Consider the following 18,816-nt stretch of genomic DNA (forward strand, 5'->3'; position numbering starts at 1 on the left):
GTTCAGGTCCACGGTGAGCTCGTACGTCACGTCGGTGCCGCTGCCGGTTTCGCGCAGCGTGTACGAGCCCTTCTGCGACTTCTGCATTTCACCCGACACGAGGTTCCACGACACGGAGCTGCCGTCGGCGGCCCAGTCGTACTCGAGTTCGTAGGTGTCCTTCACCATCCCGGCGTCCAGCACGAACTTCACGCGCTTGCCGCGTCCGTCCGCGTCGACGTCGAGGACCTCGACGGACTTCGCGGCCGACACCCACGTGGGGTACGCGTCGAAATCCGCGATGACGTCCATGACCTGCTTCGGCGGGGCTTCGACGACGATCGATCTCTGGGTTTTCTCCGCCATGACTTCTCGTCCGCTTCCTTTCGGGTACTTCGATCCATTCGTTCGCTGTTGTGCCGTGGAACAGGCGGCAGACCTATCTCACACGATCGATCCGCGGACGCACAATGCGAACCGGCCGACCGTACCGCGCGGTTCAATCGCGAGCTGAACTCGACGCTACGTGGCTCGGTGCCTCACCCGCAGACCGACCGGCCTCGAGCTCACGCTTGAGCTCGAAGGTCATGGCGCGGCCCGCCACCCGACGAGCATGCTGGTGCTCCGCGATCTCGCCGGAACCAGAGGGCTCCGCATGCAGGAAGTAATGCACGACGACTCCGTCGAGCGCGGGCTCGAGCCACAGCTCCATGGTTCCGACCACACCACCGCGCACGGCCCAGCGGATCCCCTTCTCTCCGCGGTCCTCGGTGATGGTCAGGTTCAGATCCGGCCACCACCGACGCCACCGCTCGGGCGAGGCGAAAGCCTGCGCCACCCGTGTCCCGGGGGCGGCCACGAATGTCTGGTCCGCAACTTGAATACTGCTCATCGACAGAGCTTCACATATCGGGTGGCAGGCCGCGCACGTCCCCTCTTTTCCTGCTCGTTCCTGCAGGCTCCACTCGAGGCGCATTCAGGCGTCCTCGAGCCGGGTCTAGAGTAGCCGTGAAGCCGAGCTATCGACTTTCGTTCTCCCAGTTCTATCCGGAGGTAATCCCGTGCGCGAGTTCACCGCCGCCGCAAAGTTTCTCGTCGAGGACACCGACTCGGCTGTCGACACCGTCTTCCTTCGTGCTCGCAACACTCCCGATGCCGTCGTGTTCCGCCGCCTCGTGGACGGCAGCTGGACCGACGTCACCGCGGCCGAGTTCGAGCGAGTGGTCGTGGGGGTGGCACGAGGACTGATTGCAGCAGGCATCGAACAGGGTGACCGAGTTGCACTGATGTCGTCGACGCGGTTCGAGTGGTCTGTCGTCGACTACGCGATCTGGGCCGCGGGCGGGGTGACCGTGCCGATCTACGAGACATCCTCCGCCGGGCAGGTCGAGTGGATTCTCGAAGATGCCGAGCCGGTACTACTCGTTCTCGAGAACGACGCACACGTGCAGGAAACGAAAGATGTTGTGGCAGCCGCACAGTCCGTGCGTCGGACGTTCGTGATCGAGTCGGCCGACACCGATGCAGTGCAGGCACTGATCGACGGGGGCGCAGATGTCACCGAGGACTCTGTGCACCGACGGGTTTCGGCGTTGAGCTCGTCCGACCCGGCAACGTTGATCTACACCTCGGGCACCACCGGGCGCCCCAAGGGCGTCCAGCTGACTCACGCCAATCTGCTCGCGGAGTCTCTCGGTATTCGCGAGACATCACTGAAGTCACTGATGACACAGGGCCGAAGCACCCTGATGTTCCTACCGCTGGCCCATGTCCTCGCACGGGCAGTCAGTATCGCGTCGTTCGACGCCGGAGTCACTCTCGGTCACACCAACGACATCCCCAACCTCGTCGCGACGTTCGGAACGTTCCAACCTGACTTCATCCTCTCGGTGCCGCGAGTGTTCGAGAAGGTCTTCAACACCGCGAAGCAGAAGGCGCACGCCGACGGCAAGGGCAAGATCTTCGACCTTGCCACCGAGTGCGCGGTGGAATGGAGCGAGGCGCAGGACACGGGCGGGCCAGGAATCATGTTGCGCGCCAAGCACACCGTGTTCGACAAGCTGGTGTACGGCAAGTTGCGGGCCGCACTCGGAGGAAAATGCGAACTGGCCATCTCCGGTGGCGCTCCTCTCGGCAGCCGGCTCGGCCACTTCTACCGGGGCATCGGCGTGACGATCTACGAGGGCTACGGCCTGACCGAAACCACCGCTGCTTTCGCCGTCAACACCATCGGCTTCCAGCGCGTGGGTAGCGTCGGACGTCCGTTGCCCGGCAACACCGTTCGCATCGCCGAAGACGGAGAAATTCAGCTACGCGGGCCGGTCGTGTTCGACGGCTACTGGCGTAACGAGGAAGCAACCGCAGAGTCACTGGACGACGGTTGGTTCCGCACCGGAGATCTCGGCAGCGTCGACGACGACGGGTACATCACGATTTCGGGTCGCAAGAAGGAATTGATAGTCACGGCCGGCGGTAAGAACGTCTCGCCCGCCGGTTTGGAGGACCGACTTCGTGCTGGCGCTCTGATCAGCCAGGCTGTTGTCGTAGGCGATCAGAAGCCCTTCATCGGAGCGCTCATCACTCTCGACCCGGAGGCGTTCGATCGGTGGAAGTCCGCTCACGGCAAGGCCGCCGACGCCACCGCGGCGGATCTGCAGAAGGACCCCGATCTCGTCGCGGAGATCGATGCTGCCGTCGCCGACGCGAACAAGTCCGTCTCGCATGCGGAGTCCATCAAGAAGTATCGACTGCTCCCCCGCGACTTCTCGGAGGAAAGCGGCGAGCTGACCCCGACGATGAAGCTCAAGCGCAACGTCATCACCAAGGCGTACGCCGACGAGATCGAATCGATCTACGCCCGGTGAGGCCTACGGCCCGGAACGACCGACGCTAGATCAACGATCGCAACTTCTCCGTCAGCACGTCCCAACGCCACTCGGCGTCGACCCATGCACGGCCGGCGTTGCCCATCTGCGTTGCCAGCGCGCGATCGGACAGGATTCGCACGATCGCATCGGTGATGCCCGAGACCGAAGTTCCGTCGACCACGAGCCCGGTCTTGTTGTGCTGCACAGCTTCCGGCGCACCCCCGGACATTCCGGCTACGACGGGCACACCGCATGACGACGCTTCCAGGTAGACGATTCCGAGGCCCTCCACGTCGAGACCCGCGCCACGGGTGCGGCTCGGCATCGCGAATACGTCGGCGATGGTGTGGTGGGCGGCAAGCTCTGCGGACGGCACCGTGCCGGTGAACACCACGTGCTGCTCCATTCCGGTGGATCGGACGAGCTCGCGCAGAGTCTTCTCGTACGGCCCTCCTCCGACGATCACCAGAACGGCACCATCGATGGCACGCCGAATTCCCGGGAGCGCTCGGATCAGGAAGTCCTGACCCTTACGGGGTACGAGCCGCGAGAGACACAGAACGGTGGGTCGGTCGCCGAGGCCGTAGCGCGCGCGAAGTTCCGCTCGTGCAGCGTCGTCGGGGACGAAGCGATCTGTATCGACTCCGGGCGGCAGGTGTTCGAGGGCTGCGGTACGACCGAACGCCGAGCTGAAACGACCTCGGGTGTACTTGCTGACGTAGGTCACCACGTCGGTGTTCTCGCCGATCGTGCGCAGCGTCGCCCGCCCGCCGGGCACCATCGACCAGCCGACCTCGTGACCGTGTGTACTGGCCACGATGCGCTCGGCCCCAGCCTTGCGCAGGTGCGACGACATCACGGCCAGCGGAGCCGACGCACCGAACCACACCGAGTCGCACCGACGCGACTTCAGGATTCGAGCTGCCCGGCGCGCCACGAGCGGGGTCGGCAGCATCAGTGTCGTCGGATGCCGGATCACCTCGAACGGCTGCTCGGCATCGAACTTCTCGTGCGAGTCGCCGCGCCACCGCGGTGCATAGACCACGAGCTCGTCTGCGGGTAGTTGCGAGGCGAAGCTGTGCAGGTAGGACTGGATTCCACCCGGGCGAGGCGGAAAGTCGTTCGTCACGAGAAGAGTACGACGCATGGCGTCAACCGTAGCGCTCGAGGTCAGCGTGCCCGATCAGCCACCCAGTTGCCCCACGAGGCGACGAACTGGGTGCGGTCCAATCCGAGTATCGACGCGAAGGCGGCATCGATGGAGCCGTCCGAGGCAGGTCCAGCCGCCAACGCCTCGTACAGCCTGCGCAGTGTCGGCTCGCCGAACCGATCGGCCACGAAGGCGAACACCGACCACGCCGACTCGTAGGCCACACTCGACCGTGCCCCTCCGGCACCGAAATCCTCGTCCTTCGGCAGCACCGTCGGCGGTCCACCCGACGCCACGATCGCGGCAAGAGTAGGAGCGAGCTGCGCAAAATCGGCACCGGAATTGCGGTACCCGGAGTAGTCGGCAAACCCCTCCGCCACCCACAACGCGGTACCGTCGGCCGTCCGCGCCCTGGCCGCCACATGGGTCAACTCGTGCCGCAGAACCGAGCGAACGGTGAACGGCGTCAATCGGGCCGCGGCATCGGGACCGAACACCACCCGCTGGCCGGACGGACGCGAACCGTCCCCTGCCACCGCGTCGGACACGGTCACCGCCGCCACGTCCGTCGACGGATCGGATCCGGTCAGCTCGCCGAACTCCTCCGCGGAGGATGCAACGAATACCAGACCGTCTCGCGCCCAGTCGTCTCCCCAGAAGTCGGTGACTGCATCGATTGCCGACGGGAGTTCGGCGGTCAGGGCCGCGACGAACTGCTCCCGGTCCGGATGCCCCATGACCACCGATGTCCCCGAAGCCGTCGGAACCGAACGAATCGTCAACGATCCGAAATCCCACGGCCCACGCCACGTGTGACGTCGATACTCGGGCAGATCCGCATCGTCGACGAGCCGCCATCGACCGTCCCGCTCGGCTACGACGAGCGAGACCGGCCGACTCGTCGGCGACGCGTCCGGCCCCGCCACGGCGTAGCGCAGATACACCGGCGGTGCCCAGATGTCGGTGGCGTCCAGTGGCTCTGCGATCGAAGGAGGAACCGGTGTTTCCGGCTCGTCGCCCAGGACATAGCCGAATTCGGAGAACGGTATGCCCGGAACCGACGCTGCCCGACGTACTTGCGCCTCGACGAAATTCGGATCGGCCCGCGGGTCCATCAATGCCCGCAGACCGTCGACGTCTCCAGCGCGAACTGCGCCGGCCCACTTGTCGAGCAGGACGCTCACATCGGCGCGCCGCTGCTGATCGTAGGTCGGCGGGGCCTGGCCGACGGAAGTGTCGGTCGGCGCTGCTCGGGATTCACCGTCAGTGCTGTAGACGTTGTGAAAGACGACCGCCGAGAGCGCTACTGCGGCGACGAGAACAAGTGCAATCCACCGAAGCCGCACCGATCGGGCCAGGAGGCGGATCCCCGCGGGCTGGTTCGGCCCGCTCATACGCGCACCCGTCGATCGTCGAGGCGCACCTCAGTATCGACGCGCCCCGTAGTACGGGAACGACGCCATCGACTGGACCTTGACAGGGACTCCGAATGTCGACGCATGCAACACGTTGCCGTTACCTGCATAGATACCGACGTGCGACACGTCCGGATAGAACAGCACCACATCTCCCGGCTGCAGATCTTTCTGGTCCACCGGCGTACCGCCTTCGGCCTGAGCCTGACTGGACCGAGGGAGCGTCTTTCCCACCTGCTTGTACGCCCACACCACCAGTCCCGAACAGTCGAAGCCGTCCGGACCTGTTCCACCCCACACGTACGGCTTGCCGATCTGCGTCAGACCGGCTTGCAACGCGCTGGTACCCGATCCTGGCGTCAGACTCTGCAGAATCGTCGTGGGATCGAAACCGTCGGGCAAGGTCGATCCAGCGAGCGAGAGCTGCTCGGACGACGACAGCGCACTGTAGGCGGCCATCACCTCGGCTATCTGGCCCTGCAGTTCGCTTTGCTTGGCCTGGAGATCGTCACTGACCGCCTTGGCCTGCTCGGCCGCGACACGAGCTTGGTCGGCGGCCGTCGTCGCCGCCTGTTCGGCCGCTGCGGCATCCGAACTCGCTTGTTGGAATTGGGCGACCTGGTCGGCGGTTTCGGCCGAGATCACATCGAGGGCCGACATCTGGTCGAGCAGTTGCTGAGGTGAGTCGCTGACCATCACAGCGAAGAGGCGGTTCGTACGCGCGCCCTGGTAGTTGACGTTGGCTACCTTGTCCATGGCCGGCTTGAGCTGCGTCAACTGCGCCTGCGCTGCGTCGAGAGCGGCGCGGCTCCGATCGACGGCGGCCTGGGCATCGAGCTGCTGCGCAGTCTTGGCATCGAGGTCGATCTGAGCGTTGTGCAGAGATTCGTTCGTCTGCTCGGAATCGCGGGAGAGCTCGGCAAGCTTGGTCTGGGCATCGGACGCCGAGCCGAACCCCGGTTGGGCGATCGCCGTCTGCGTCGGCACTACGGCGATGCTTGCGGCCAACGCGGCAGCAATCACCGAGTTACGGGCCAGCCGCCACACTCGGTTTGATCTCGATATCGCCACGGAAAGCGACTCTCCGTCCTTACATTTGTCACCTTCACGAGGCGACGGTTGGATTAGCAGTCCGGAAACGAACCATACCCATGCTCTTGCGGGCGCGGACGTGAACACCGTCTGAAATCGATGGGGGTTCGTCGGTGACAGGTCACAAAGTAAACATCGACCAGGTCTCGATCAGATTACGAACTAGCGCGTCCGCTGTCCACCGGACCGGCGTGTCGCATGCCGTGTCCGGAGACGACGACAGGGCCGAGCCGGTGTACGGCTCGACCCTGTCGGTCGATCACAGCGAACGTCTGCGGCTCGAATCAGTAACGACGAGCACCGTCGAACGGCATCGAGTCCACGGGAGCAACCTTGACCGGCACGCCGGACGTGGACGCGTGCACGACGTTGCCGTCGCCGATGTACATACCCGAGTGCGAGCCGCCGTAGAAGGAGACGACGTCGCCGGGCATCAGGGTGTCACGCGAGACGGGAGTGCCCGCGGCTGCCTGGTCGTAGCTCGTACGGGGCAGGCTGACTCCGGCCTGCTTGTAGGCCCACTGGATCAGGCCCGAGCAGTCGAACGAATCCGGACCCGAAGCGCCGTACACGTACGGCGCGCCGATCTTGGACTCAGCAGCCTGAACGGCCTTCGCTGCGGGCGTGACCTGAGGAGCCAGCGCACCCGGGGCCGGCAGGCCTGGAATGTTGAGGGGAGGAAGGCCCGGGATGTCGGGAATCTCGAAGGTTCCGACGCCGGGAATGGTGAGGGGGGCCGCCATCGCGGGTGCAGCGGGAAGAATGACCACGCCTGCCGTGAGCGCTCCGGCTACGAGAACTCGCCGCAATGATCGGTTCGAAAGTTGTGACGCCACGAAAGATGGTGCTCCGTTTCTTCCTATCGTCCGCCGACCGAGTTAGCTGACGGGTTCGGGCTGGGAAGAGCAGCCCTACCCACCGGCCACCGTGGGTGGCTCAGCGGGATTCACCCCAGTAGATATCGGGTTCCCGGTACGAACACTCTCGCGAGTGAGCGATTAGGCGGTGACTTGCGACGCCACTCCGGTTTGGACTGACGAGACTCCGCAAGGTCTCAGGAAGGTTACGAAATGGCATACCCCTGTGTCGACCCCAACGCGCCGACGCAACCGAATTCGACCCGAATTTCGCTAACCAGCGCGCTGCTCCCCCGGTGCGTCACGAGTCGGTAACGACGGAACTTCGGCGGTCTCGTCCACGTTCGTCACGAGCTTGAGCGTCGGCACGAGACCGACATCCGCGAGCACCCCCATAGCACCCAGTTCCTCCTGCTCGAGCGTGATCGGCGAGGGTGGTCCGACCCACCGTCCGTCCGACCTCGATGGCATTCCTGGCGGCCCCAGAAGCACCGTCACGACGCAGTCCGCGCAGGCGATGTCACGGACCAGGCAGTCACTGCAGTCGATGATCATTGTGATCCTTGTCTCTTTTCTGTTTCAGGCGGCCGAATCAGCCGATCGAGCAAAAGGTAGCGCCCGCCACCGACAGGTTTCGTGACACTTCACGGTCCGGACTCGACGACACGGTCCCCGACGACACCGCCATGCGCGTTCTTGTCGGAGGTCGGACCTACCGTCGTCCCGGTGAGCCTGCCCATCCAGCTGACGTTCGACGAACTGGACACCCCACTGCACGAGACCACGTTCGTCATCGTCGACCTCGAAACCACCGGCGGCAGCGCGGAAACCGAGGCCATCACCGAGATCGGAGCGGTCAAGGTTCGGGGAGGCGAAATTCTCGGCGAATTCGCCACCCTGGTCGATCCGGGCAGGTCCATTCCCCCGTACATCGTGGAACTCACCGGAATCACGTCGGCGATGCTGATCGGCGCGCCTCGGATAGAACGAGTGCTACCCGGTTTCCTCGAGTTCGCCCGCGGCTCGGTGCTGGTGGCCCACAACGCGGGCTTCGACACAGGTTTCCTCAAGGCCGCCGCCAGTCGTCTCGACATAGCGTGGCCCCGGTTTCAGGTGTTGTGCACCGTCAAGCTGGCTCGACGGGTTCTCACGCGCGACGAAGCACCCTCGGTCAAACTTTCCGCGCTGTCCACCCTGTTCAGATCCGACACCCGGCCTACTCACCGTGCGCTCGACGACGCCCGCGCAACGGTCGACGTTCTGCACGGCCTCATCGAACGAGTGGGCAATCAGGGCGTCCACAGTTATGCCGAGTTGGTCGACTACCTTCCGGCGGTGTCGGCCGGCCAGCGCGCCAAACGCGGGCTGGCCGCTCACCTGCCCGGTACGCCCGGCGTCTATCTCTTCCGCGGCCCATCCGACGAGGTCTTGTACGTCGGCACCTCGAACAACCTCAAACGCCGAGTACGCAACTACTTCACCGGGTCGGAGACCAGGGGCCGAATGAAGGAAATGGTCTCCCTGGCCACGCGCGTCGACCACGTCGAGTGCGCGCACGCACTCGAAGCCGGTGTCAGAGAACTGCGACTGCTCTCGGCGCACATCCCGCCGTACAACCGCCGCTCGAAGTTTCCCAAGAAGGGCTGGTGGATCACCCTCACCGACGAGGCGTTCCCACGACTGTCGATAGTCCGGACGCCGACGCCCAACAGTCTCGGACCGTTCTCGGTTCGCGGTGACGCCGCAGAGGCTTCGGCGCTCGTGGCGGAGTTCTGTCGTCTGCGCACGTGCACCCGCCGGCTGGCTCGTTCGGTTCGGCACGGTGACAACTGCCCGTCAACCGACGTCGGCGGCTGCCCAGCGGCACTGTCCGGGCCATTGACAGCCGAGGAGTACTCCAGCTCACCTGCGCAGTTTCTTGCGCTCGTGTGTGGCCAGGACGACGCGATCCTCTATTCGATGCGCCGCCGGGTCGCCGAACTCGCGGACAGGGAGCTCTACGAGACTGCCGCGCGCCTGCGCGACCGGATCGCGATCACCGTGGAGGCGCTACGCCGGATGCATCGGTCCTCGGCTGTGGCCGCGATCGCCGAACTCGTGGCCGCCCGGCGGACAGCGGACGGAGGATGGGAGTTGATCGTGGTGCGATTCGGCCGTCTGGCCGGTGCTGCGGTCGCTCCCCGCGGAGTGCACCCGATGCCCGTCGTCGATGCCATCACCGCGTCCGCCGAGACGGTGATGCCCGATCCGACGCCGCTTCGAGGTGCGCCGCCGGAAGAGGTCGGCCTCATCGCGTCCTGGCTACGCACCGATGGGGTTCGCATCGTGCGTACGAGCAGCGGCTACCGCAGTCCGGCACGCTCTGCGGGTTCGTGGGAAGACTGGTGTCGAACGGCGAGAGAAGCCGCGCGGCAGGAGTGGAGCCCGCGGAACGACCGGTAGGGCAGGAGTGGATCCCGCGGAACGACCGGTAGGGCAGGAGTGGAGCCCGCGGAACGACCGGTAGGGCAGGAGTGGAGCCCGCGGAACGACCGGTAGAACTAGGGTTTGGGTGGGAGCTCGTCGCACATCGGGCTCGAGACGCATGAGGAGCACAGATGATCAATGCAATCGTCTTGATCGACGCCGAGGCCGATTTGATTCCGGAGGCGGCGCAGGCCGTTGCCGATGTCGACGGTGTGACAGAGGTCTACTCGTGCGCTGGGGATGTCGATCTGATCGCCATCGTCAAAGTGCGCGACCATGCCTCGATCGCCGACGTGATCACCAAACACATCAATCGTGTGCGTGGTGTTCGGAGCACCACGACTCACATTGCGTTCCAGTCGTATTCGAGCGCCGACGTCGATGCAGGATTCTCGATCGGCGAGTAGGACACAGTTCGTCAGTCGGCCGATGCGGTGGTGCAGCGTGCCCAGTCGGCGAGTAGACGCGACGCGGAACCGCTGTCGACAACTGTTGCGGCAGTTGCCAATCCGGCTTCGATTCGCTCACGCAGATTCCCGGAGACGCCCTGATGCGCGGCAATGGCCGCGGCGGCGTTGAGCAGCACGGCGTCCCGGATCGGTCCGTGTTCGCCGGCGAACACGCGATGCGCCACTGCGGCATTGAACTCCGCGTCGCCGCCTCTGAGGGCTTCGATCGGCGCTCGGGCAATCCCGTAGTCGAGTGGATCGATCGTCTCGACGGTCACCGAGCCACCGGACACCACGTGCACGGTCGTCGTGGTGGAGAGGGTGATCTCGTCCAGTCCGTCGTCGCCACGTACGACGAGCACCGAGCTGCCACGGCCGGCGAACACGTCGGCCATCACGGGAGCCAAACTCTCGAAGGCGCAGCCGATCAGGCCGGCGCGCGGGCGGCCCGGGTTGGTCAATGGCCCCAGCACGTTGAACACCGTCGGGATGCCGATCTCTTTGCGCGGTGCCGCGGCGAAGCGAAGTGCGGGGTGGTGGATCGGCGCGAAGCAGAACCCGATTCCGACTTGTTCGACGCTCGACGCAACGGCGTCGGCCCCGAGAGTCACGCGGACACCCAGTGCCTCGAGCACATCGGTCGTGCCGCTCTTGGACGACGCCGCGCGGTTGCCGTGCTTGACCACTCGTATTCCGCTGGCGGCAACGACGATCGCAGCCATCGTGGAAATGTTGACGGTATCGGCACCGTCGCCGCCGGTGCCCACGACGTCGACGGCGTCGGAATCTGTGTCCACCAGCACCGCGTGTGCCAGCATCGACTCGGCGAGACCGTTCACTTCCGCCGGGGTAGGCCCCTTCATCCTGAGGGCCACTCCGAACGCAGCGATCTGCGCCGATGTCGCGTTGTCGGCCATGATCTCGTCCATCACCCAACCGGTGTCGGCGCTCGACAGGTCGGAATGTGTGGTCAACGCTCCGAGGATGCGACGCCACGTACGCGGCTCTTCGTCATTGGTCGGTGCATTCATGGCTGATCCGTTCGTCGGTCCGTGGCGGCGGACATGGTGCGGTGGAAGCTTAGCCAGACGCCGGGTCGGTCTGTGCCGGCTGCAGCGCATCCCACCCGAGCACAGCGCCACCCCGGCGTTGGGCGAGGCCCGCCATTCGAGACCGCTCCTGCGAACAGTGCAATGCGTCGAGCACCTGCACGCGCTGCAGAACCAGCGCAACGCCGTCGTCGACGTGTGGGCGGTAACCGTCGATGTCCGACAACTCGACCGCAGGCCCCACTTCGTAGTCATCCTGGGCCGCGACCGCCGCCGCGTCCTCTACTTCGTGTGCCGGCAGCAGCAGATGATGCCGAAGCAACACATCCGACGCCGCCGTCCACACCGGAGGAATCCGGGCTGCGTCGTCGAGCACAGCCGAACACGCCTGCGCGTCGTCGAAGCAACTCGCCACTATCACCAGATCCTCGCGCGTGGGGTCCAGACGTTCTGCGGTCGACCGCGAGAACAGCCGCCGAAACCATCCACCTTCGGTGCTCTTTACCATGAGGCCAGCCTTGCACGACTGGACCCTACCGGCCCGTACAGCCCTCCTGACCAGCATGGGAACAAGAGCACTCCTGGATTCGTTGTGCTGCGACGCGCCCAGAGCGGACCCGGATATGCCTTCCGTACTACGACGGGTCATACTTCTTTCTGTGACGAGCGCTGTAGGGACTCAAGGATCGGCAATCACCCAACGCGTGCACTCGCTGAACCGTCCCAATATGGTCAGCGTCGGCACGATCGTGTGGCTGTCGAGTGAACTCATGTTCTTCGCCGGGCTGTTTGCGATGTACTTCGTCGCGCGAGCCCAGGCGAACGGAAACTGGCCACCGGAACCGACCGAACTGAACCTGGTTCTGGCCGTACCGGTCACGGCGGTGTTGATTGCATCGTCGTTCACCTGCCAGCTGGGTGTATTCGCCGCCGAACGCGGTGACGTCTTCGGACTCCGACGGTGGTACACGATCACCCTGATCATGGGCGCATTCTTCGTGTCCGGCCAGGCGTACGAGTACTACCACCTTGTCGAAGAGGGCACGACGATCTCGAGCAGCGTCTACGGCTCGGTCTTCTACATCACGACCGGCTTCCACGGACTGCACGTGATCGGCGGACTCATCGCCTTCGTCTTCCTGATCACCCGAACGCTGGTCAGTAAGTTCACTCCCGCGCAGGCCACCGCGGCCATCGTCGTCTCGTATTACTGGCACTTCGTCGACATCGTCTGGATTGCCCTCTTCGCGACGATCTACTTCATCCGCTAGTGACAGTCAGCACGCCAACGATAACGAACGAACGGATTCAGCCCCCGACGTTCGGCCCGTCCCGACACGACAAGGGATAGAAGATGAGTACATCTCCCCCAGCAGAATCCGTCGACAAAGCCACCTCCAAGACGAGACGGCAGCGTAAGACGCGTCGACGCGTCACAGGTGCTCTCGTTCTGATGATGGGCCTTCTGAGCGCGGGTTTCCTCGCTTCGGCCCTTACCCCGACTCCTCAGGTCGCTACCGCCGACACCGACTCGGCTGCGCTCATTCGCGAAGGCAAGCAGCTGTACGACACGTCGTGCGTGACGTGCCACGGTGCCAACCTGCAGGGCGTTCAGGATCGCGGACCGAGCCTGATCGGCGTCGGAGAAGCCGCCGTCTACTTCCAGGTCTCGAGTGGCCGCATGCCGGCCGTGCGCAACGAGGCACAGGCACTGCGCAAGCCGCCGAAGTTCAACGACAAGCAGATCGACGCTCTCGGTGCCTACGTCGGCGCGAACGGCGGCGGACCCACGGTCATCCTCGACGACAACGGCGAGGTTGCTCAGGAATCGCTGCGCGGCGACGACATCGCACGTGGCAGTGAGCTGTTCCGGTTGAACTGTGCGTCCTGCCACAACTTCATCGGTCAGGGCGGTGCTCTGTCCTCGGGCAAGTTCGCGCCCGACCTCGGTCCTGCGAACGAGCAGGAGATCTACACCGCGATGGTCACCGGTCCGCAGAACATGCCCAAGTTCTCCGATCGCCAGCTGACGATCGAGGAGAAGTCGGACATCATCGCGTACGTCAAGTCAGCTCAGGAGACCAAGGCCGCGGGCGGTTGGGGTCTCGCGGGCTTCGGTCCTGGTACCGAGGCGATCGCGCTGTGGGTTGTCGGAATCGCCGCAGTCGTCGGCGCAACACTGTGGATCGGAGCGAGGTCATGAGCGACGGTGATTCCGGCCGCAAAGACACGGCAAACACCAGTGGCGTGGATGCCGACAAGAAGTACACCGACGAGGAACTGGGTGCGTTGAGCCGCGACCAACTGGTCGAACTGGGCACCAATCTCGACGGTGTCGACGTTGCATTTCGTCGCAATCGTTGGGCCGTGGCAGGCACCCGAGCCGAGAAGCGCGCCGAACGCAGCGTGGCGATCTGGTTCGCCATCGCCGGTCTCTCTGCCATCGCGTTCATCGGTATCTACTTGTTCTGGCCGTGGCAGTACGCCGGAATCGGCGACGAGAACTACCACCTCTACTCGCTGTACACCCCGCTGATCGGCGGCACGATGGGTCTCGCGATCCTCGCAGTCGGCGTCGGAGCAGTGCAGTTCACCAAGAAGTTCATCCCCGAAGAGGTCTCGATCCAGGACCGCCACGACGGAAGTTCGTCGGAGACGGACCGCAAGACCTTGGTGGCCGAACTGGGCGATTCTCTCGATACGTCGACCATCGGTCGGCGCAAGGTGATCAAGCGCTCACTGTTGTTCGGCGGCGGTGCTCTCGGCGTCATGGCTCTACTTCCCCTCGGTGGCCTGATCAAGAATCCGTGGGCCAAGGGCGAAGATTCCCCGTTGTGGGTATCCGGCTGGACTCCTCGCTACGATGGAGAGACCATCTACCTCCGACGAGACACCGGGCGACCGGAAGATGTCGTTCTCGTTCGGCCCGAGGACTTGGACGCTGGTGCCATGGAGACCGTATTCCCGTTCCGCGAGGCGGACCGCGAGAGCGAGCACGACCTGCTCACATCTCTGCGCGGAATTCGCAACGCCGTCATGCTCATTCGCCTGCGCACCGATGATGCCAGCACGGTCATCAAGCGAAAAGGCCAGGAGAGCTACAACTACGGCGATTACTACGCCTACTCCAAGATCTGCACGCACTTGGGTTGCCCGACATCGTTGTTCGAGCAGCAGACAAACCGCATTCTCTGCCCTTGCCATCAGTCGCAGTTCAACGCGCTCGAGTACGCCAAGCCGATCTTCGGACCGGCCGCGCGCGCGCTGCCCCAGCTTCCCATCACAGTCAACGAGGAGGGATACCTAGTGGCACAAGCCGATTTCAAGGAAGCATTGGGTCCCGCCTTCTGGGAACGTAAACCGGAGCGTGATTCATGAGCCCTTCACTGCAAACCCTCGCAGCCAAGCAGGCCGACGACGTCGACAGTCGTTACCACTTGGCACCGGGATTGCGCCGTCAGATCAACAAGGTATTCCCGACCCACTGGTCGTTCCTGCTCGGTGAGATCGCGCTCTACAGCTTCGTGATCCTGCTGATCTCCGGCGTCTTTCTCACCCTGTTCTTCGACCCGTCACTCAGCGAGGTCGTCTACCAGGGCGCATACACCCCACTCAACGGCGTGACGATGTCGCGTGCATACGCCACTGCCCTCGACATCTCGTTCGAGGTCCGCGGTGGTCTGTTCATGCGACAGATTCACCACTGGGCAGCACTGATGTTCGCCGCGTCGATCATCGTGCATATGGCGCGTATCTTCTTCACCGGTGCGTTCCGTCGTCCCCGTGAGGCCAACTGGGTCATCGGCTGCCTGCTGCTGATTCTGGCGATGTTCGAGGGCTTCTTCGGATACTCCCTCCCCGACGACCTGCTTTCGGGCACCGGTCTTCGCGCCGCCTTCTCCGGCATCACGATGAGCATCCCGATCGTCGGTACGTGGATGCACTGGCTGATCTTCGACGGCGACTTCCCGGGCACCATCATCATCCCGCGCCTGTACGTGGCTCACGTGCTGCTGCTGCCCGCGATCATCCTCGCCCTGATCGCCGCCCACCTGGCGTTGGTCTGGTACCAGAAGCACACTCAGTTCCCCGGACCGGGGCGCACCGAGAAGAACGTCGTCGGCGTTCGTATTCTCCCCGTCTTCGCGGTCAAGTCCGGCGCATTCTTCGCCGTGACGTTCGGTGTTCTGGCCGCAATGGGTGGTCTGCTACAGGTCAACCCGATCTGGAACCTGGGCCCGTACAACCCGTCGCAGGTCTCGGCAGGTTCGCAGCCCGACTTCTACATGATGTGGACCGACGGCCTGGCTCGACTCTGGCCGGCCTGGGACATCTACATCGCCGGTCGCTACACCATCCCGGCCGTGTTCTGGGTGGCAGTGATCATGGGTCTCGTATTCACGGTCATGATCGCTTACCCGTGGATCGAGAAGCGTCTCACCGGTGATACTGCACATCACAACCTGCTGCAGCGTCCCCGCGACGTGCCGGTCCGTACGGCCATCGGCGCGATGTCCATCGCGTTCTACGTCGTCCTGACGCTCTCCTGCGTCAACGACCTGATCGCGTACAAGTTCGACATCTCGCTCAACGCCATGACCTGGATCGGTCGCATCGGCGTACTGATCCTGCCTCCGATCGCCTACTTCGTCGCCTACCGGTTCTGCATCGGTCTGCAGCGCAGCGACCGGGCGGTACTCGAGCACGGCATCGAAACCGGAATCATCAAGCGTCTCCCGCACGGCCAGTACGTGGAAATCCACCAGCCGCTCGGACCGGTCGACGATCACGGACATCCGATTCCCCTCGACTACCAGGGCGCACCGGTACCCAAGAAGATGAACAAGCTCGGCTCGGCCGGTAAGCCCGGCTCGGGATCGTTGTTCACCCCGGACCCGGTGGCACAGAGCAAGGCACTCGAAGATGCTCTGCACAAGGGCGAACACGAGCAGCTCGCGATGCTCCGCAACTACCAGGCGGGAGTTCTCGGCAACGGCTCGAACGGTCACTCGAACGGCAACGGCCACTCGAACGGCAACGGTCACTCGAACGGCAACGGCCACGCAAATGGCAATGGCCACTCGAACGGCAACGGCAACGGCCACTCGAACGGAAATGGCCACGAAGACGCGGCGATCACGTCGGGTCGTCAGGACAGCGACAGCGGTCACTAATATCTGACACAGCACGACAGAAGGGCGGCACCGGCAACGGTGCCGCCCTTCTCTGCGTATACCGCCCTTGGATAGGGCGAAGCGTCGAATCGGCGGACAGGCACCTTCGTGCCCCTCCCCTCCCCCGGTCTTGGGCGGCACCAGACACCGAGCTCGGACACTCGGAGTGCCATCTTCGTGCGAGTGCGCCACTGGGCCGCAACAGATCGGCTCACCGGTATTACTATCGGCACATGGTCCGCATCCCCCTCACCCCCGGCGAACTCGCTCGCGGTGCCAGGCTCGGCGCAACACTGCGTCGCTACCGAGGCAGCCGCACCATGACCGATGTCGCCGACGCTGCCGGCATCTCGGTAGAGACGCTCAGAAAGATCGAGACCGGACGTATACCGACGCCTGCATTCTTCACCGTTGCGGCCCTGTGCGAGGCGCTGAGCATCTCGTTGGACGCCTTGGCGGACTCGACCTCGGACTCGATAGCGAGACACTCCGAGGCCGACGCCTCCTGACGGCGACAATCCACTCCTCGACGCCCACTCACCGTCGGCGCACCGTTCGGTGCCATGACTGCTCCATATGCTTCCGCCGAGGCCAGGAAACTCACTCGAGGTACAGAAAAAGGGCCCCGATCGTTCTCGCGAACGATCGGGGCCCTTTCCTGATGTATGCAATCAGTGGCGCTCGGCTCCGACGTGGTACTCGAACACCAATCCGGCGGCCGCCGCGATGACGCACACGACTCCCAACGCAATCAGCCAAGGCTGGAAGAAAGCGAATCCGAGAGCAGTGATGGACGCAGCGCCGGCCAGCACGATCGGCCAGAAGCTGCCGGGGCTGAAGAAGCCCAGATCTCCGGCGCCGTCGCTGACCTCGGCGTCGTCGAAGTCTTCAGGGCGGGTGTCGAGGCGTCGGGCAACGAACCGGAAGTACGTACCGACGATCAGCGTCAGACCCACCGACAGGAAGATCGCGGTGACGCCTGCCCACTCCACTCCGGTGCGGCTCAGGCCCGTGAACAACGCGTACACGATGCCGACCAGGAGGAAGAAGACAGTGAGGATCTCGAAGATCTTGGCTTCGATTTTCATATCAGCATGCTTCCTTGATCAGTTGCCTTCGGCGACAGTGGCGGTACGGACGGTGCGATCGGTCTCGAACGGGGACGTACTCGTTGCGACGGGGCTCTCGCCGATGGCTTCGAGTGCCTGCGCGTTGGTCAGCGCTTCGCCGCCCTCGGACACCGGCTTACGGAGCTCGACGTACTGCTCGAACCGATCCGGGGACACAGCACGAACCTCGAAGTTCATCATCGAGTGGAAAGTGCCGCACATTTCGGTGCAACGGCCGACGAAAGAGCCTTCGCGTTCGATTTCGCTGATCTGGAAGACGTTGTCGGAGTGGTTCTCCTCGGGGTTGGGGAGAACGTCACGCTTGAACAAGAACTCCGGAACCCAGAAGCCGTGGATGACGTCGGAGGACGCCAGCACGAACTCGATGCGCTTACCGGTCGGCAGCACCAGCACCGGAATCTCGTCGCTGGAGCCCACCGTTTCGATCTTGTTGTAGTGCAGGTACGACAGGTCCTGCGTGAGCGCTCCGTTGATGGGTCCTGGAACGAACTCGCCGTCTTCACTGCCCTCGGCACCCTCGCCGGGAGTAGCGGCGGCTTCTGCTGCCGCCTGCTCCTCTTCGTCGGTGCCCTCGTACTTGGCGGCACCGTCCTTGAGGTCGATGGTTCGGTATCCGAACTTCCAGTTCCACTGGTATGCAGTGACGTCGACCTGCACGTCGGGATCGGCCTGTTTCTCGTCGACGTAGTTCTGCACCACGACGGTGAAGTAGAACAGTACGGCGATGATGACGAACGGCACGGCCGTGTAGAACAGCTCGAGCGGAACGTTGTACGCCGTCTGGCGAGGGAACTCCGGTGAGTTCTTCTTCTTACGGTGGAAGAGCACCACCCAGAAGATCAGGACCCACACGATGATGCCCATGACCAGGGCGGCAATAACCGACCAGGTCCACAGGTCCCCGATGCGTTGCCCCTGCGGCGTCACGCCGGAGGCAAAACCGAAATTGAGTACGTTGTCGCTGCTGATGGAACAGCCCGACAGCATCAACGCGGCTACACCGAGAAATGCTGTCAGCCCCGCTCGCCGAAGGTTCCGACTATGCGCCACGTTCACGCCTTCCTGATTGCCCACCACTGAAGAATTAAGGCTTCTACATGGAGATGCCCGAGTACTACGCAGCGTAGACCAAAGCCGGCCGAGGACCACCCTTGGGTAGTTACCTACGTCCGAGCGTGTCTGCGGCAT

The 18,816-nt window shown here is 64.0% G+C and carries 19 protein-coding genes and 1 riboswitch; of the genes, 8 read left to right on the forward strand and 11 right to left on the reverse strand.

Features of this window, described 5'->3' with window-relative positions; genetic code table 11:
- On the reverse strand, positions 1-345 hold a 345-nt coding region (locus QM797_RS25230; RefSeq protein ID WP_283278457.1), incomplete at its 3' end, for an SRPBCC family protein.
- Positions 346-478: 133 nt separating this feature from the next.
- Entirely contained in the window at positions 479-871 is a 393-nt protein-coding gene (locus tag QM797_RS25235; RefSeq protein ID WP_283278458.1) for a polyketide cyclase / dehydrase and lipid transport, read from the reverse strand.
- Between the two features lie 169 nt (positions 872-1,040).
- On the opposite strand from QM797_RS25235, the gene QM797_RS25240 reads away from it, so the two are divergent.
- Entirely contained in the window at positions 1,041-2,843 is a 1,803-nt protein-coding gene (locus tag QM797_RS25240; RefSeq protein WP_283278459.1) for an AMP-dependent synthetase/ligase, read from the forward strand.
- A gap of 25 nt (positions 2,844-2,868) precedes the next feature.
- Here the strand turns inward: QM797_RS25240 and QM797_RS25245 are convergent, their stop codons facing one another.
- The 5 genes from QM797_RS25245 to QM797_RS25265 all read right to left on the reverse strand — a co-directional run bounded on the left by QM797_RS25245 (position 2,869) and on the right by QM797_RS25265 (position 7,915).
- Positions 2,869-3,993 carry a glycosyltransferase family 4 protein gene (locus QM797_RS25245; RefSeq protein ID WP_283278460.1) on the reverse strand — a complete coding sequence of 375 codons (1,125 nt, stop codon included), beginning with the start codon at positions 3,991-3,993 and terminating at the stop codon, positions 2,869-2,871.
- 23 nt (positions 3,994-4,016) lie between these two features.
- Positions 4,017-5,390, reverse strand: a complete 1,374-nt coding sequence (locus QM797_RS25250; protein WP_283278461.1) for a hypothetical protein — start codon at positions 5,388-5,390, stop codon at positions 4,017-4,019.
- A gap of 30 nt (positions 5,391-5,420) precedes the next feature.
- Positions 5,421-6,482 carry an NlpC/P60 family protein gene (locus QM797_RS25255; RefSeq protein WP_502942396.1) on the reverse strand — a complete coding sequence of 354 codons (1,062 nt, stop codon included), beginning with the start codon at positions 6,480-6,482 and terminating at the stop codon, positions 5,421-5,423.
- 305 nt (positions 6,483-6,787) lie between these two features.
- Positions 6,788-7,339: a C40 family peptidase gene (locus QM797_RS25260; protein WP_283278462.1), complete on the reverse strand. Its 552-nt coding sequence runs from the start codon at positions 7,337-7,339 to the stop codon at positions 6,788-6,790.
- A 16-nt stretch (positions 7,340-7,355) separates the two neighbouring features.
- Positions 7,356-7,518, reverse strand: a riboswitch (cyclic di-AMP (ydaO/yuaA leader).
- Between the two features lie 115 nt (positions 7,519-7,633).
- Positions 7,634-7,915, reverse strand: a complete 282-nt coding sequence (locus QM797_RS25265) for a hypothetical protein (protein ID WP_283278464.1) — start codon at positions 7,913-7,915, stop codon at positions 7,634-7,636.
- Between the two features lie 171 nt (positions 7,916-8,086).
- Here QM797_RS25265 and QM797_RS25270 point away from each other — a divergent pair, with 171 nt between their 5' ends.
- Both QM797_RS25270 and QM797_RS25275 read left to right on the forward strand, forming a co-directional pair.
- Entirely contained in the window at positions 8,087-9,802 is a 1,716-nt protein-coding gene (locus QM797_RS25270; protein WP_283278466.1) for a DEDD exonuclease domain-containing protein, read from the forward strand.
- Between the two features lie 155 nt (positions 9,803-9,957).
- A complete protein-coding gene (locus QM797_RS25275; protein ID WP_283278467.1) occupies positions 9,958-10,233 on the forward strand; it encodes an Lrp/AsnC family transcriptional regulator in 276 nt (91 codons plus the stop codon).
- An 11-nt stretch (positions 10,234-10,244) separates the two neighbouring features.
- Here the strand turns inward: QM797_RS25275 and trpD are convergent, their stop codons facing one another.
- Together trpD and QM797_RS25285 are read right to left on the reverse strand one after the other, a co-directional pair.
- Positions 10,245-11,306, reverse strand: a complete 1,062-nt coding sequence (gene trpD / locus QM797_RS25280) for an anthranilate phosphoribosyltransferase (RefSeq protein WP_283278468.1) — start codon at positions 11,304-11,306, stop codon at positions 10,245-10,247.
- 49 nt (positions 11,307-11,355) lie between these two features.
- On the reverse strand, positions 11,356-11,832 hold the full coding sequence (locus QM797_RS25285; RefSeq protein WP_283278469.1) for a hypothetical protein: 477 nt from the start codon (positions 11,830-11,832) through the stop codon (positions 11,356-11,358).
- 151 nt (positions 11,833-11,983) lie between these two features.
- Here QM797_RS25285 and ctaE point away from each other — a divergent pair, with 151 nt between their 5' ends.
- The 5 genes from ctaE (at position 11,984) to QM797_RS25310 (ending at position 17,007) form a co-directional block, all read left to right on the forward strand.
- The gene (gene ctaE, locus QM797_RS25290; protein ID WP_283278470.1) at positions 11,984-12,595 is read left to right on the forward strand and encodes an aa3-type cytochrome oxidase subunit III; all 612 of its coding nucleotides are present in this window, start codon (positions 11,984-11,986) and stop codon (positions 12,593-12,595) included.
- Positions 12,596-12,678: 83 nt separating this feature from the next.
- Positions 12,679-13,527, forward strand: a complete 849-nt coding sequence (gene qcrC / locus QM797_RS25295) for a cytochrome bc1 complex diheme cytochrome c subunit (RefSeq protein WP_283278471.1) — start codon at positions 12,679-12,681, stop codon at positions 13,525-13,527.
- Positions 13,524-14,702, forward strand: coding sequence for a cytochrome bc1 complex Rieske iron-sulfur subunit (gene qcrA, locus QM797_RS25300; protein WP_283278473.1), 1,179 nt, complete (start codon positions 13,524-13,526; stop codon positions 14,700-14,702). The genes qcrC and qcrA overlap by 4 nt, the downstream gene beginning before the upstream one ends.
- A complete protein-coding gene (gene qcrB, locus QM797_RS25305) occupies positions 14,699-16,498 on the forward strand; it encodes a cytochrome bc1 complex cytochrome b subunit (protein ID WP_283278474.1) in 1,800 nt (599 codons plus the stop codon). Before qcrA ends, qcrB begins: the two co-directional genes overlap by 4 nt.
- A gap of 233 nt (positions 16,499-16,731) precedes the next feature.
- The gene (locus tag QM797_RS25310) at positions 16,732-17,007 is read left to right on the forward strand and encodes a helix-turn-helix domain-containing protein (RefSeq protein WP_032379074.1); all 276 of its coding nucleotides are present in this window, start codon (positions 16,732-16,734) and stop codon (positions 17,005-17,007) included.
- A 162-nt stretch (positions 17,008-17,169) separates the two neighbouring features.
- Here the strand turns inward: QM797_RS25310 and QM797_RS25315 are convergent, their stop codons facing one another.
- Positions 17,170-17,586: a cytochrome c oxidase subunit 4 gene (locus QM797_RS25315; RefSeq protein WP_094610162.1), complete on the reverse strand. Its 417-nt coding sequence runs from the start codon at positions 17,584-17,586 to the stop codon at positions 17,170-17,172.
- Between the two features lie 18 nt (positions 17,587-17,604).
- Positions 17,605-18,684, reverse strand: coding sequence for an aa3-type cytochrome oxidase subunit II (gene ctaC / locus QM797_RS25320; RefSeq protein WP_283278504.1), 1,080 nt, complete (start codon positions 18,682-18,684; stop codon positions 17,605-17,607).
- Between the last annotated feature and the right edge of the window lie 132 nt (positions 18,685-18,816).

The sequence above is a fragment of the Rhodococcus sp. IEGM 1381 genome (assembly GCF_030056795.1).
Lineage (GTDB): Bacteria > Actinomycetota > Actinomycetes > Mycobacteriales > Mycobacteriaceae > Rhodococcoides.